Below are 13179 nucleotides of genomic sequence, written 5' to 3'. Positions count from 1 at the left end.
CTAGGCGAAGGCCCTGATGTTGATTCCGGCGTCGTCCAGCGCGCGCTTCACGGCCACAGCCATGGCCACCGCGCCCGGGGAGTCCCCGTGGACGCACACCGATTCGGCGTCAATTTTCAGGCTGGAACCGTCGATGGCACGGATGGCCTCCCCGGTGGTCATCTGCAGGACGCGGGCCGCAACCATGTCCGGGTCTTCGAGCACGGAACCGGGCTGGGAGCGGGACGTCAGCGTGCCATCCGGGTTGTAGGCGCGGTCCGCGAAGGCTTCGGTGACGGCCCGGAGCCCTGCGGCCTCCGCGAGGCGCAGGACTTCTGAGCCGGGCAGGCCAAGGATGGGCAGTTCCGGATCCACGGACTTCACCGCGTCCACCACGGCGCCGGCCTGAGCGGTGTTGTGGACGATCGCGTTGTAGAGGCCGCCATGCGGCTTGACGTAGCGGACCCGGGTGCCGGCCGTCGCTGCCAGGGCCTGCAGCGCACCGATCTGGTAGACGACGTCGTCGGCCAGCTCGCGCGGGTCCACCTCCATGTACCTGCGGCCGAATCCGGCCAGGTCGCGGTAGCCCACGTGGGCGCCGACCACCACGCCGGCCTTGGCGGCCGCCTCGCAGGTGGTTCTGATGACGCTGGGATCGCCGGCGTGGAATCCGCAGGCTACATTGGCGCTCGACACGGAGGCCATCATGGCTGCGTCGTCTCCCAGGCTCCATCGCCCGAACGATTCACCGACGTCGCTGTTCAAATCTATTGCGTGCATTGTGACCCTCATCTCAACTCGTCCTAACACAAGGATGCACCCTCCGGCAGAAATGTTCAACAATTCAACAATCCAATTGTGGTGGATTCGTGTAGATTCGGTGTATGGCCACAGTGAACCCGAGCCCAGGCGTCTCCCGGCTGCGCGTGGCGGTGCCGTCGGTGGCCACCCGTGTGGCGAGTGAGCTCCGGCTCCAGATCGCGGAAGGGGCGCTTCCGCCGGGGACCAAGCTGAAGGAGGAGGCGCTGTCCGAAGAGCTCGGGGTCTCCCGCAACACCGTGCGCGAAGCATTTGCCGAACTGGCCAGCGAGCGGCTGGTGGTCCGCCAGCCCAACCGGGGCGTCTTCGTGGCGAGCCTTGACGCCAGCGACATCCACGACGTCTATGCCGTCCGCCGGGCCATCGAGGTCAGCGCCGTCCGCGGCGGCGGAAGCGCCGAGAGTATTGCCGCAGTGCGTGCCGCCGTGGAGGAAGGTAAGCGCGCGGCCGAGGCCGGGGACAGTGAAGGGCTGGGCAGCGCCAACCAGCATTTCCACGGCGCCCTCGTGGCCATGGCCGGCAGCGAACGCCTGAACACCATCATGTCGCAGGTGCTGGCCGAGATGCGGCTGTTCTTCCATAAGGCCTCCATCGACGGCGGCTTCTACCAGGACTACCTGGCGGACAACGAGCAGATCTGCAAGGCATTGGAGGCGGGGGAGTATGAGCGCGCCGCCGAGCGACTCCTGGCCTACCTCGACCGGTCCGAGGAGCACCAGACCGCCGTCCACTCGTCCTAGTCACAGCTCGTCCTAGGTACAGCGCGAATTAGGTACAGCGCGAACGGACACTTGTGGCCCTTGGGAACCGCTTTCCAAGGGCCACAAGTGTCCGTTCGCGCTTTAACTCCTTGACCGTGTGAACCCCTTGACCATGTGATCTGGGTCGCGTACATTGTTCAACAAGTTCCGGATTGTTCTACATTTCCACAATCCAACAGAACGCTCCGCTATCGGCGGCTGTCCGGGGGAAGCCGCCACCCAGCCTCAGCGCCCGCGCCTGTCAACGTCGCAGGCCGGACAGACTGGCGCACCCAGTGCATCCGCAGCTAACGGATGCCGTCCACACTCTTCATGGAGGAACTAATGGCCAATCAATCCGCACTGGCCTCCGCAGGTACCAGGCCCGCCGTCGGGCGCAAGGACATGTACAAGGCATTCGCGGCCAGCCTTACGGGAACGGCGCTGGAGTTCTACGACTTCGCCGTCTACTCCGCAGCTGCCGCCATCGTTTTCCCACTGATCTTCTTCCCGGCGTCCGACCCAGTGACGGGGACCCTGCTGGCCTTCTCGACGTACGCCGTAGGCTACATTTCCCGGCCGGTCGGCGGCATCATCTTTGGCCGCCTGGGCGACGAAATCGGGCGGAAGAAGATCCTGGTGTTCACCCTGATGCTGATCGGCGTGGCCACCTTCCTCATCGGCCTGCTGCCCACCTACGACAACATCGGCATCATCGCCCCGGCCATCCTTGTCTTCCTCCGGTTTGCGCAGGGTGTGGGGGTCGGCGGCGAATGGGGCGGCGCAGTCCTGCTGTCCAGCGAGTTCGGGGAACCCAGCCGGCGCGGCTTCTGGGCCTCTGCGGCGCAGATCGGCCCGCCCGCCGGAAACCTGATGGCCAACGGCGCGCTCGCGGTCCTCACCCTGGCCATGTCCGAGCAGGCATTCCTGGACTACGGCTGGCGCATTGCCTTCCTGATCTCGGCCCTGCTGGTGGCGTTCGGGCTGTGGATCCGCCTGAAGCTCGAGGACACGCCCATCTTCAAGGCCATGGAAGCCCGCGGCGATCAGCCCAAGGCCCCGATCAGGGAAGTCCTCACCACGCAGCGCAGGCCGCTCCTTGCCGCCATGCTCAGCCGCATCGGTCCGGACGTCACCTATGCCCTGTGCACCGTCTTCACCTTGACGTACGGCATCCAGGAACTCGGCTTCGACCGCGGGCAGGTACTCCTGGCAGTGCTCATCGGCTCGGGCCTGCAGCTCTTCACGATGCCGCTCGCGGGCGCCATCTCCGACCGGATCAACCGGCGCCTCGTCTATGGCATCGCCGCAGTGGCGGCAGCAGTCTGGGCCTACCTGTTCTTCATCGTCCTGGAGGGCCGCTCCCCGGTGATGCTCGTGGTGGGCACCGTGCTGGGCCTGCTGTGCCACTCCTTCATGTACGGCCCGCAAGCCGCGTTCGTCGTCGAGCAGTTCACGCCGCGGCTCCGCTCCACGGGCAGCTCGCTGGCATACACCTTTGCCGGCATCATCGGCGGCGCCATCGCACCGTTCATGTTCACCCTGCTGCAGAGCACCTTCCACAGCTGGGTTCCGGTGGCCGTCTACCTCAGCGTTGCCTGCCTGCTGACCCTCGTGGGCCTTGCCCTGGGCCGCGACTCGAACGTGGCCGAGGACGAGGAATACCTGCGGGCATCCGCAGAACCTGCCGAAAGCGCAACCCGATGAGCAGCGCCCGGGTAAGCCAGGCCAACGCACTCCTGCCGCCGTCGGAAGCCCGCCTGCAGTTCCGCAACGGCCTGGTCACACCCACCTCCGGCTGGAGCGACGGCTACACCCAGGCCAACCTGATCGCGGTGACGGCCGACTACGCGGACGAATTCCTCGAATTCTGCCGGCTGAATCCCAAGCCGTGCCCGGTGGTCGACGTCATTCCCGCGGGAAAGTATGAAAGTGCCCTCGCCCCCGGCTCTGACATCCGGACCGACATCCCGGCCTACCGGGTGTGGAAGGACGGGGTTCTGGCCGCGGAGGTGCCCGACGTCCGGTCCCTGTGGCGCGACGACATGGTGGGCGTGCTCATTGGCTGCAGCTTCACCTTCGAGGCTGCCCTGGCCAGCGAGGGCATCCCGCTGCGCCACACCGAGATGGGCCGCAACGTCCCCATGTACCGCACGAACGTCGAGTGCACCCCGGCGGGGCGGATCCATGGCCGCATGGTCGTCTCGATGCGCCCGATGCCGGCCGAACTCGTGGACACCGCCATCCGGGTCACTGCGGAAGTGCCCAAGGTCCACGGCGCCCCGGTCCACGCCGGATCGCCGGAGGCCCTGGGCATCGCGGACCTCGCCCGCCCCGACTTCGGGGACCCCGTGGACATCCGGCCGGGGGAGGTCCCGGTGTTCTGGGCCTGCGGTGTCACCCCGCAGAGCGCGGTCATGGCGTCCAGGCCTGCCTTTGCCATCAGCCACGCTCCCGGACACATGTTCATCACGGACGTTCCGGAGAGCACGTACCGGGTGCCGGCCGGTAAGTAAGGCACGGCAACAGGGAAGAACGACGGCGGGGCAGGGCCACTCGGTGTGGCCCTGCCCCGCTTTTCGTTGCCCTGCTGTACTTATGGCCGGGCTGCACTTGTGGCCGGGCTAGAAGCTCCTGGCGTTCGCCAGCACGGGCAGCTTCCCGCGGACGTCCGGAATGATGGCCGGGTCGACGTCGACGACCGCCAGTTCGGGTTTGCCGCCCAGCGCCACCAGCGGGGAACCGAGCGGCGACACCACCGCGCTGTGGCCGATCCCGGTGGGGGCGGTGCCGGCGGACGGCAGCCCCAGGCTGGCGGGGTCGGCCTGGCCGCAGGCCACCACAAAGGTGGTGCTGTCCACGGCACGGGCACGGACCAGCAGGTCCCACTGCTCCGCCTTGCCTGCGCCCGCGCCCCAGGATGCGCAGACGATGTTGATGGTGGCTCCGGCACGGGCGTTGGCGGTGAATAGTGCCGGGAAGCGGACGTCGTAGCAGGTGGCCAGGCCGATGACGGTGCCGTTCAGCTCGAAGGTCACCGGCGCGGTCCCGGCATCCACCGAATCGGACTCGGCAAACCCGAACGCGTCGAAGAGGTGGATCTTGTCGTAGGACGTGTCGATCCCCGGTCCGGTCACCAGGAGCGTGTTCCGCACCCGCCCTCCGTCGCCGGGGGTGAACATGCCGGCCACGACGGCGATGTCCAGGTCCGCTGCAATGGCCCGCACCGCGGTGGCCCACGGCCCGTCCAGCGGCTCGGCGATATCCGCCAGCGGGTTACCGAAGGCACGCATGGCCGCCTCCGGGAAGACCACCAGCTCGGCCCCGGCCTTTTTTGCCTGCGTGGCGTAGTCTCGGATGAGCTCTAGGTTGGCTTCGGGGCTGGCGCCCGTGACGATCTGGGCGACTGCTAAACGCATGTATCTGCTTCTCTCTGTCATATACACGATCCTGTTGTATACCTGATGTATGCGAAAAAGTTCGGGGACGGCGGCGTCCGGCCGGGAGAAGGCGTACGCCTATCTGCGTGAAAACATCCTGACCAATCCGGAGATGCAGGGGCGCTTCCTCAACGAACAGGAGCTGGCCGCCGAGATCGGGGTTTCCCGCACCCCGGTCCGCGAGGCCCTGCTGCTGTTGGTCTCTGACGGGCTGGTGGAACTGATCCCGCAGCGCGGCGCCTACGTACCCCCGGTGACTGGCCGGGAAATCTCGGAACTGATGGAACTGCGCGGCGTGCTGGAAAGCCACGCAGCCCGGCTTGTCATTGCGCACCGGAGCGTGCCGGCCGGCAAGATGCAGGAGACCCTGGACCAGCAGTCCAAACTGCCGGAAGACCAGAGTGCCGAAGCCGCCCAGGAGTTCATCCGGCTGGACACCCTCTTCCACCAGCACCTCATCGACGCGGCCGGCAACGAACTCATTTCCCGGACGTACAGCAAGCTGCACGTCCGGCAGATCGTCGTCGGGGTTTCCGCCCTGTTCCGGACGGGAGGCAGGCGGGAGCAGGTGTGCTCCGAACACCAGGACATCCTCGATGCCCTGGTGTCCGGAGACGCGGCGAAGGCGCAGGAGGCGATCGACCATCACCTGGCCGTCACCCGCGACATCCTGCTCCGCACCTGACGGAGTTTTTGTACAGATAATGGGACTTCCGGGGCCCTCGGCGGCCAACATCTGTGCAAAAACTCGGAACCGCTAGGCGGATTCGACGCCGGACTGCTGGCGGGCCGATGCGGAACCTTCCAGCAGCAGCCGGTAGTCCAGGTCCTCCACGGCGTCGTTGTCCCGGCCGAGGGCCAGACCCAGGAGGGTCACGGCTGCCGCCACGGCCACGTAGATGGCCACCGGAATCCAGGTTCCGTACTCAGCCAGCAGTACCGTGAACAGCAGCGGCGCGATGGCGCCGCCGATGACGCCGGCGAAGGTGTACGCCAGCGAACTGCCGGTGGAGCGCAGCCGGGGGGAGAACTGCTCCACGATGAAGGCGGCCTGCGGGCCGTACATGAACGAGTGCGCCATCAGACCCAGCACAATGCCGACGATCAGCATCGGCTGGTTGTTCCCGCCGAGGACGCCGAAGAAGATGAACGTCCAGACCGCTCCCACCGTGGCGCCGACGCCGTAGACCAGGCGGCGGTTGAAGCGGTCGGAGACGGCGCCTGCCAGCGGGATCATGAACAGCTGGAAAGCGGAGCCGATCAGGACGGCGGTCAGGACCTGGTTGCGCTCGTAGCCCAGGACCTGGATGCCGTACGTCAGCGTGAAGACGGTGAACAGCGCGTACAGCACGTCAGGTCCAACGCGGCACAGGATCGCGGCGATCAGCGGGCGGAGTTCCTTACGGAAGACCTCGTGGATCGGGGCGTGCGGCTGCTCGCCGTGGGCCTGGATGGCCTTGAACACCGGAGTGTCCTCCAGCTTCAGCCGGATCCAGAGGCCGAAGCCGACCAGCACGGCAGATACCAGGAACGCGATGCGCCAGCCGAAGCTCAGGAATTGCTCCTCGGTGAGTGCGACGGTCAGCACGGCCAGCGCGCCGTTGGCCAGGAGGTTGCCGGCGGGCGGGCCCACCTGCGCGGCGGAGGCCCAGAAGCCGCGGCGGTGCGGATCACCGTATTCGCTGGAGAGCAGCACGGCGCCGCCCCACTCGCCGCCGACGCCCACGCCCTGCGCGAACCGCAGCAGGACCAGGATGATCGGGGCGGTGACTCCGATGCTGTCGTACCCGGGAAGCACGCCGATCAGCACCGTAGCTACACCGATGATCATGAGCGTGGTGACGAGGATTTTCTTACGGCCAATGCGGTCCCCGAGCCGGCCGAAGATGATGCCGCCCACCGGGCGGGACACGTAGCCCACCGCGTAGGTGGAAAACGCGAGGATGGTGCCGGTCAGGGGATCGGACGCCGGAAAGAAGACGATGGGAAATACGACGGCGGCCGCCGCCGAGTAGACGGCGAAGTCGTACCACTCAAGAGCCGTGCCGGTAAGGCTGGCGGCGAAGGCCTTGTACAGGCCCTTGGGGTGAACCGTCGGATGCGGCTGCGGGTGCGGGTGCGGCGCTCCACCGGAAGCCGGAACTGGGACGTTAGCCATTTGTGTAGTCCTCCACGAGGTTTTTTATAGTGACGCCTGTCACGCTGGCGTTAAATGTATACATTACGCATACTGGATGTACATTGGCGACCGTTTCCGGTTTCCGATCTGTAAATTTTTTCAGCAGCACATGCAAAGGATGGATCCACGATGACGACTCTGAGCTTCGAACTACCTGGCGGCCGCACCCAGGACGTGGAGGTCAGGCACCTCCTGAATGCCGGCTACGCCGGGCGTGAGCAGGATGAGGTCCAGGCCCATATTGCCGAGCTCGCTGAACTTGGCGTTCCGGGACCCACCACTACTCCCGCCTTGTATCCAGTGTCCCCCTATCTGGCGCAACAGGTATCGGAAGTTCAGGTGCAGCATGGACGGACTTCCGGGGAAGCGGAATGGGCCATGGTCATCACCGGGGACGGGGTGCTGCTCACCGTCGCCTGCGACCACACCGACCGCGCCCTCGAAGTGCATGGGGTGGCCTGGAGCAAGAACGCCAGCCCTGATGTGCTGGGGCGCAAGGCCTGGCGCCTCGATGACGTGCGGGACCACCTGGACCAGATCACCCTGAAGGCATGGGTGGGGGAAGGGGACACCCCGGACACCCTCATCCAGGACAGCTCTCTGGAGGCCCTGCTGACGCCTGACTACTGGCTGGACGTCCTCACCGAGCGCGGCTTGAACGCCCCCGGAACGGTGCTCATTTCCGGAACGGTGGCCATGACCCACGGCGTCAACCAGTTCGCCCGCAGCTGGAAGGTGGAAATGACCGATCCGGTGACGGACGACTCCGTGGACGTCCAGTACGTCGTGGAGCAGATGGCGGAGCCGATCGGCTGACGGTCGTCCTGCCCGGGCAGAAGAACAGTGCCGGGTACAGCATCAGAAAAGCGGACGACGGCGGGAGCCTCCCGCCGTCGTCCTCTTGCGCCAGTGCCTAGGCGGTCAGCTCGTCCTGGCCGTGGTGGGCCGCGTTGCCGGACATGGCGCGGGCGCGCCCGGCTTTGGCCCGGTACGAGGACAGGAAGGTGGAGATGCGGCGCACGGCCTCGCGGATGTCGTCCACCGCGGGCAGGATGACGAACCTGAAATGGTCAGTGGCGTGCCAGTGGAACGCCGTCCCGTGCGAGACCAGGATTTTCTGGTCCTGCAGCAGGTCAAGGACGAACTGCTCGTCGTCCACGAACGGGTACATCTCCGGATCCAGCTTCGGGAACAAATACATCGCGCCGGCCGCCGGCACGCAGCTCACACCGGGAATCTCGTTAAGCAGCCGGCAGGCAAGATCGCGCTGCTCCCGCAGCCGGCCGCCGGGCCGGATCAGGTCCGTGATGCTCTGGTAACCGCCCAGCGAGGTCTGGATCGCGTGCTGCGCAGGAACATTGGGGCAGAGCCGGAGCGAGGCCAGCAGCTCCAGGGACTCCCGGTAGGCGGCGGTGGCCCAGCGGGGACCGCTCACGGCCACCCAGCCGGCCCGGTAGCCGGGCATCCGGTAGGCCTTGGACAGGCCGGAGAAGGTCAGCACCGGGATGTCCCGGGCCACCGAAGCCATGTGAATGTGGACGTTGTCCTCGAACAGGATCTTCTCGTAGATCTCGTCGGAAAACAGCACCAGGTCATGGCGCCGGGCCAGATCGGCGAACCCCTCCAGGATGTGCCGGGGATACACAGCCCCGGTGGGGTTGTTGGGGTTGATCAGCACGATGGCCCGCGTGCGCTCGGTGATCTTGGCCTCGACGTCCGCCATGTCCGGCCACCAGTTGTTCTCCTCATCGCACACGTAGTGCACGGCGGTGCCGCCGCAAAGCACCGTGGCAGCGGTCCACAGCGGATAGTCCGGCGAGGGGATCAGGACCTCGTCGCCATCCTCCAGGAATGCCTGGAGTGTCATGGAAATGAGCTCGCTGACCCCGTTGCCGATGAAGATGTCCTCCACACCGATCTCCATCAGGCCCTTGGTCTGGTAGTACTGGGAGATGGCGGTCCGGGCCGAAAAGATGCCCTTCGAGTCGCTGTAGCCCTGGGCCTCGCGGAGGTGGTGGATCATGTCCACCACGATGGACTCCGGCGCGTGCAGGCCGAACGGCGCCGGATCCCCCAGGTTCATGCGCAGGATGCTGTGGCCTTCCGACTCCATTTTCTTCGCCGCATGCTGCACCGGACCCCTGAGGTCGTAACGGACTTCTTGCAATCGGCTGGAATTCTGCATGGCACGCATGAGGCATGTTTTCACAGCTCTATGGGTCCGGACAATGTGAAGACGTCCGGGTCAAACGGCGGCGGGACGTCCCGCCGTTGGCGGCCGCCGGCGTTGCCGGGATTTGTGGCAACACGTAAGTTTCAGGATAGAAATGCCCAGCACGCAGCCTGAAGGAGAGCCGGGATGTCCCTGGTCAAAGGACTAGTCAACGGAGCGCTCGCCGGCGCCGCGGGAACCACCGCGCTGAATGCCGCCAGCTACCTGGATATGGTGTGGCGGGGCCGCGCGGCGAGCACGACCCCCACCGATTCGGTGGAGCGGCTGGCCGAACGGACAGGGGTCACCATCCCGGGAACCGAGGCCCAGCGCGGGAACCGGGTGGAGGCCCTTGGACCGCTGCTCGGGATCGCCACCGGCATGGGCCTGGGTGCCGTCCTGGGAGCTGCAGGGTCGCTGGGCTTGCGCACCGGACCCGTCGCATCGGTGGGCGTGGCGTCCCTTGCAGCCCTTCTCGTCTCCAACGTTCCCATGACCGCGCTGGGCATCACCGATCCGCGGACCTGGAGCGCCGCGGACTGGGTCAGCGACATCGTGCCGCACCTCGCGTACGGTGCGGTGACGGGGCACCTGCTCGAGCACCTGCCCAGGTAAGTGGCTATCCCCAAAGATACCCAGGCGCCCCAGGAGCCCAAGCATGCCCGGCCCGTCAGCCGGAAGGCACGCTGGGGCAGCCGCTGGGCCACCGTCGTCGCCGTGCTCCAGCGGCTGCTCTACGTGGCCATCACCGCCGCCGTGGGCTGGGCCGTCTATTTCTTTTTGCTCGCCCGGCTGGCAAAGGGGCCGGAACAGGTGTGGGTGTTCCTTCCCGTATGGCTGATTGCGGCCTACGCCTTCCTGCCCCGCGTCCACAAGATCCTCAGCAGCCTCTACCTGCCAAACTACTTCATCGGGCGCGCCCGCACCGGCGACGGCGTGCTGGGTGATCCGGTCAATCTCGCGGTCATTGGCCCGGCGGAGGAGCTGCGCACCGCGATGCTCACGGCAGGATGGACCGAGGCCGACCCTGTGACCCCGGCCACCGCCTGGCGCACCCTGACCTCGACGCTCCTGGGCCGAAGCTATCCGCAGTCGCCGGTCAGTAACCTGTACGTCTTCGGCAACAAGCACGACATGGCGTTCCAGCGCGAAATCGACGGCAACCCGCGGAAGCGGCACCACGTGCGGTTCTGGAAATGCCCGGACGGGTGGATGCTCCCCGGCGGTTTCGCCGTCGACTGGGTGGGCGCCGGAACGTACGACAAGAGCGTGGGCCTCTCGCTCTTCACCTTCCAGATCACGCACAAGATCGCCGACGGCACCGACGAGGAGCGCGACTTCATCATCGGCACGCTACAAACGGCTCACGCCGTGGAATCCGTGCACGTGATCCGCCACTTCTCCTCCGGCTACCACCACCGCAACGGCGGCGGAGACAGCATCCGCACCGACGGGCACCTTCCCATCATCGACCTCCGCCCGCCCGGCCAGCACGATCCGGCACCGCCGCCGGAAACAGGATAGGAAGGACAACATGGACAAGGCGATCATCAAATGCCCGCACTGCGGCCAGGCCAACCGCGTGCCGGCCGCGGCTGAGGGCCGGCCGCGGTGCGGAAAATGCCGCCGCGACCTGCCTTGGGTGGTGGAGGCGGGCGACGACGACTTCGCAGTCATTGCCGAACAGTCCCGCGTCCCGGTGCTGGTGGACTTCTGGGCGGTCTGGTGCGGGCCCTGCCGCATGGTGAGCCCGGTGCTGGACCAGCTGGCCCACGAGCGGGCAGGCGAGGTCAAGCTCGTGAAGGTGGATGTGGACAAGGCTCCCCGGCTTTCCGCCCGCTTCGCCATCCAGGCCGTCCCGACGCTGCTGGTGATCGTGGATGGAAAGGTCGTGGCCCGCCAGGCAGGCGCGGCGCCGGCCCCCGTTCTGGACCGCTGGCTGAAGGAGGCGCTCACTTGAGTGAGGACATTCTTCCCGCCGTGGATACTGCCGCAGCCGGGCTCTTCTGGTCTGACTATGCGGCAGCCTGCCCCGAAGCTGTCCGCATCTGTCCGGACTACACGGTCGAACGCTTTGGGGATTCCGCGGCCCTGGCCGACGAGCTGCTTCGGGCAGTGACGGAAGGAACCAAACGGGCCACTTCCGAGCTTGCCGACGAGTTTCTTGCAGCCGGGGCCGGCCTGCCCCGCATCGGGTCGCACTGGATAGCCTGCGATGCGGCCGGTATCCCGCGCGTCATCCTGCGCACCGTCGAGCTGCGTCTCGGCCCGTTCGCCAGCGCAGACGAGGCGTTCGCCCGGGACGAGGGCGAGGACGACCGCTCGCTGGCAAGCTGGCAGGCCGGGCACCGGAAGTACTGGACCCGGATCCGGGCCCGCCGCGGGATGGATTGGACCGAAGCCGACGAGATTGTTTTTGAGCGGTTCCGGGTGGTGTGGCCGCCCGCGCTGGCGGACCCGGCCTAGGGTCTGCCAGCCGGGACAGCCGGCCCGCGGCGAGTGCCCAAGTAGCGGGCGGCGTCCAAATTCGAGTACCTCATACGGATGCCACTGCCCGCGGCAGCCCATAGGGTGGAAGTATCGGGTGGTGGAAAGTGTGCCGGCACCGTCAGATGCAGGCACACACGGGGCTGGGGACGGCCGCCACGGTTGTTGCCGGACCGGCCGGTCCTCCCCGGCTGATTCGGCACGTCATTGGTTGAGTATCCGCTCCGGCCTTAAGTTGCCGCCTCACCTGCGAGGGCCCCATGAAGATTCCGAGGTCTGAACTACCCGTCGTCACGGCGGCTGTGAATACGGCACCAGTGAAGGCGGTACCCGACCCCCCTTCCGGTCGGGCCACGGCGGCCGGCGCATCCGGAATGCGGCAGGACAAGGGCATCCGGCAGGACAACGCCACTCGGCAAGACAACGCCACTCGGCAAGACAGGGGCACCCGGCAAGACAGGGGCACCCGGCAGGACAAAGACGCCGCCCCTACGCCGGCCCGCGCGGATATCGGCAACTGGCCCGACCCCATGTAGGCACAGTTCAGCATGTAGGCACCGTTCAGCAGCCCTGATGCAGCGGACGACGGCGGGAGGTCCCGCCGTCGTCGTTGTCCGTTTTTGCCCTGCCTCCCATCCGTTGGGAGCGGACTTTCGTTGAAGAGTCCGGCACGTGCCGGGAATACTGGAAACGGGACAAACTCCGGCGGCAGGGCGGTGAAAAGCGATGGGTTCAGCAGGCGGCGACTTCAGGCGGAAGGTGGAGCGCGCGGCCGAACTCCGCGCCCTCCGCTCCTCAGGCGGGACAGCGGAGGAGGATGCGGAGCTCTCTGCTGCCGAGGCCGAACTGCGGGAGAAACGCCGGAAGGTCAGTGACGCGGCCCGGGCCGATTACCTGGTTCGGGACGCGATGGCGCAGGGAAAGTTCGACAACCTGAAGTACTCCGGCAAACCGATTCCCGGCCTGGGGGAAGCCTACGACCCGGACTGGTGGGTCAAGGGCCTTATCCAGCGCGAACACCTCAGCGGCCTCGGGCCAAAGGCGATCCTGCTGCGCGCCGAGGATGCGGAACTGGATGCCAGGCTGGACGCCCAGTTCACGGAGAAACAGGTGCGCGACATTGTCGAGGACTTCAATGCCCGCATCATCGACGCCCGCCGCCAGCTGCAGGGCGGCCCGCCGGTGGTCACGAAAACCCGTGACGCCGACGTCGAAGTGCAGCGCTGGCGCGAGCGGCGGGCAGCGGCGGCCGCGGCCGCACCGGACCCGCTTCCGGAAGCCAAGGCGCCGTGGTGGCGGCGCCGGCGCAAACGCTCCTCCTGA

The 13179-nt window shown here is 66.8% G+C and carries 14 protein-coding genes; 10 read left to right on the top strand and 4 right to left on the bottom strand.

Annotated features, from left to right (window positions below):
* Entirely contained in the window at positions 1-759 is a 759-nt protein-coding gene (locus ACFTR6_RS13455; RefSeq protein WP_087872664.1) for a LamB/YcsF family protein, read from the bottom strand.
* Positions 760-863: 104 nt separating this feature from the next.
* Between ACFTR6_RS13455 and ACFTR6_RS13450 the strand changes: the two genes are divergently transcribed.
* From ACFTR6_RS13450 to ACFTR6_RS13440, 3 genes are all read left to right on the top strand, one after another.
* Positions 864-1538, top strand: coding sequence for a GntR family transcriptional regulator (locus tag ACFTR6_RS13450; protein WP_076800242.1), 675 nt, complete (start codon positions 864-866; stop codon positions 1536-1538).
* A gap of 345 nt (positions 1539-1883) precedes the next feature.
* Positions 1884-3245, top strand: coding sequence for an MFS transporter (locus tag ACFTR6_RS13445; protein WP_087872667.1), 1362 nt, complete (start codon positions 1884-1886; stop codon positions 3243-3245).
* Complete coding sequence (locus ACFTR6_RS13440; RefSeq protein ID WP_377958269.1) at positions 3242-4054, top strand: putative hydro-lyase; 813 nt, start codon at positions 3242-3244, stop codon at positions 4052-4054. Before ACFTR6_RS13445 ends, ACFTR6_RS13440 begins: the two co-directional genes overlap by 4 nt.
* Before the next feature lie 108 nt (positions 4055-4162).
* Here ACFTR6_RS13440 and ACFTR6_RS13435 read toward each other — a convergent pair whose 3' ends face one another.
* Positions 4163-4957: a carbon-nitrogen hydrolase family protein gene (locus tag ACFTR6_RS13435; protein ID WP_377958268.1), complete on the bottom strand. Its 795-nt coding sequence runs from the start codon at positions 4955-4957 to the stop codon at positions 4163-4165.
* 49 nt (positions 4958-5006) lie between these two features.
* Here ACFTR6_RS13435 and ACFTR6_RS13430 point away from each other — a divergent pair, with 49 nt between their 5' ends.
* On the top strand, positions 5007-5663 hold the full coding sequence (locus ACFTR6_RS13430; RefSeq protein WP_087872670.1) for a GntR family transcriptional regulator: 657 nt from the start codon (positions 5007-5009) through the stop codon (positions 5661-5663).
* A gap of 72 nt (positions 5664-5735) precedes the next feature.
* Here ACFTR6_RS13430 and ACFTR6_RS13425 read toward each other — a convergent pair whose 3' ends face one another.
* Positions 5736-7136, bottom strand: coding sequence for an MFS transporter (locus ACFTR6_RS13425; RefSeq protein WP_076800252.1), 1401 nt, complete (start codon positions 7134-7136; stop codon positions 5736-5738).
* A gap of 150 nt (positions 7137-7286) precedes the next feature.
* On the opposite strand from ACFTR6_RS13425, the gene ACFTR6_RS13420 reads away from it, so the two are divergent.
* A complete protein-coding gene (locus ACFTR6_RS13420; protein ID WP_377958267.1) occupies positions 7287-7973 on the top strand; it encodes a DUF2848 domain-containing protein in 687 nt (228 codons plus the stop codon).
* Positions 7974-8070: 97 nt separating this feature from the next.
* Here the strand turns inward: ACFTR6_RS13420 and ACFTR6_RS13415 are convergent, their stop codons facing one another.
* On the bottom strand, positions 8071-9351 hold the full coding sequence (locus ACFTR6_RS13415) for a pyridoxal phosphate-dependent aminotransferase (RefSeq protein ID WP_076800257.1): 1281 nt from the start codon (positions 9349-9351) through the stop codon (positions 8071-8073).
* A gap of 165 nt (positions 9352-9516) precedes the next feature.
* Here ACFTR6_RS13415 and ACFTR6_RS13410 point away from each other — a divergent pair, with 165 nt between their 5' ends.
* From ACFTR6_RS13410 to ACFTR6_RS13390, 5 genes are all read left to right on the top strand, one after another.
* Positions 9517-9984 carry a hypothetical protein gene (locus ACFTR6_RS13410; protein ID WP_076800259.1) on the top strand — a complete coding sequence of 156 codons (468 nt, stop codon included), beginning with the start codon at positions 9517-9519 and terminating at the stop codon, positions 9982-9984.
* Positions 9985-10893, top strand: a complete 909-nt coding sequence (locus ACFTR6_RS13405; RefSeq protein WP_253250338.1) for an LssY C-terminal domain-containing protein — start codon at positions 9985-9987, stop codon at positions 10891-10893.
* Positions 10894-10903: 10 nt separating this feature from the next.
* Positions 10904-11329, top strand: a complete 426-nt coding sequence (trxA, locus tag ACFTR6_RS13400; RefSeq protein WP_076800263.1) for a thioredoxin — start codon at positions 10904-10906, stop codon at positions 11327-11329.
* Entirely contained in the window at positions 11326-11835 is a 510-nt protein-coding gene (locus ACFTR6_RS13395) for an ASCH domain-containing protein (RefSeq protein WP_377958266.1), read from the top strand. The genes trxA and ACFTR6_RS13395 overlap by 4 nt, the downstream gene beginning before the upstream one ends.
* 747 nt (positions 11836-12582) lie before the next feature.
* A complete protein-coding gene (locus ACFTR6_RS13390; protein WP_087872672.1) occupies positions 12583-13179 on the top strand; it encodes a DUF1992 domain-containing protein in 597 nt (198 codons plus the stop codon).

Source organism: Arthrobacter sp. NPDC057009, from assembly GCF_042673905.1.
Taxonomy (GTDB): domain Bacteria; phylum Actinomycetota; class Actinomycetes; order Actinomycetales; family Micrococcaceae; genus Arthrobacter.
The sequence above is the reverse complement of the archived record's forward strand: the minus strand, read 5'-3'. Positions and strand labels throughout refer to the sequence as shown.

What these genes read in the sequence shown, in the direction of transcription:
- ACFTR6_RS13455 (WP_087872664.1), bottom strand. Translation starts at nt 759, where the DNA reads ATGCACGCAATAGATTTGAACAGCGACGTCGGTGAATCGTTCGGGCGA.
- ACFTR6_RS13450 (WP_076800242.1), top strand. Translation starts at nt 864, where the DNA reads ATGGCCACAGTGAACCCGAGCCCAGGCGTCTCCCGGCTGCGCGTGGCG.
- ACFTR6_RS13445 (WP_087872667.1), top strand. Translation starts at nt 1,884, where the DNA reads ATGGCCAATCAATCCGCACTGGCCTCCGCAGGTACCAGGCCCGCCGTC.
- ACFTR6_RS13440 (WP_377958269.1), top strand. Translation starts at nt 3,242, where the DNA reads ATGAGCAGCGCCCGGGTAAGCCAGGCCAACGCACTCCTGCCGCCGTCG.
- ACFTR6_RS13435 (WP_377958268.1), bottom strand. Translation starts at nt 4,957, where the DNA reads ATGCGTTTAGCAGTCGCCCAGATCGTCACGGGCGCCAGCCCCGAAGCC.
- ACFTR6_RS13430 (WP_087872670.1), top strand. Translation starts at nt 5,007, where the DNA reads ATGCGAAAAAGTTCGGGGACGGCGGCGTCCGGCCGGGAGAAGGCGTAC.
- ACFTR6_RS13425 (WP_076800252.1), bottom strand. Translation starts at nt 7,136, where the DNA reads ATGGCTAACGTCCCAGTTCCGGCTTCCGGTGGAGCGCCGCACCCGCAC.
- ACFTR6_RS13420 (WP_377958267.1), top strand. Translation starts at nt 7,287, where the DNA reads ATGACGACTCTGAGCTTCGAACTACCTGGCGGCCGCACCCAGGACGTG.
- ACFTR6_RS13415 (WP_076800257.1), bottom strand. Translation starts at nt 9,351, where the DNA reads ATGCGTGCCATGCAGAATTCCAGCCGATTGCAAGAAGTCCGTTACGAC.
- ACFTR6_RS13410 (WP_076800259.1), top strand. Translation starts at nt 9,517, where the DNA reads ATGTCCCTGGTCAAAGGACTAGTCAACGGAGCGCTCGCCGGCGCCGCG.
- trxA (WP_076800263.1), top strand. Translation starts at nt 10,904, where the DNA reads ATGGACAAGGCGATCATCAAATGCCCGCACTGCGGCCAGGCCAACCGC.
- ACFTR6_RS13390 (WP_087872672.1), top strand. Translation starts at nt 12,583, where the DNA reads ATGGGTTCAGCAGGCGGCGACTTCAGGCGGAAGGTGGAGCGCGCGGCC.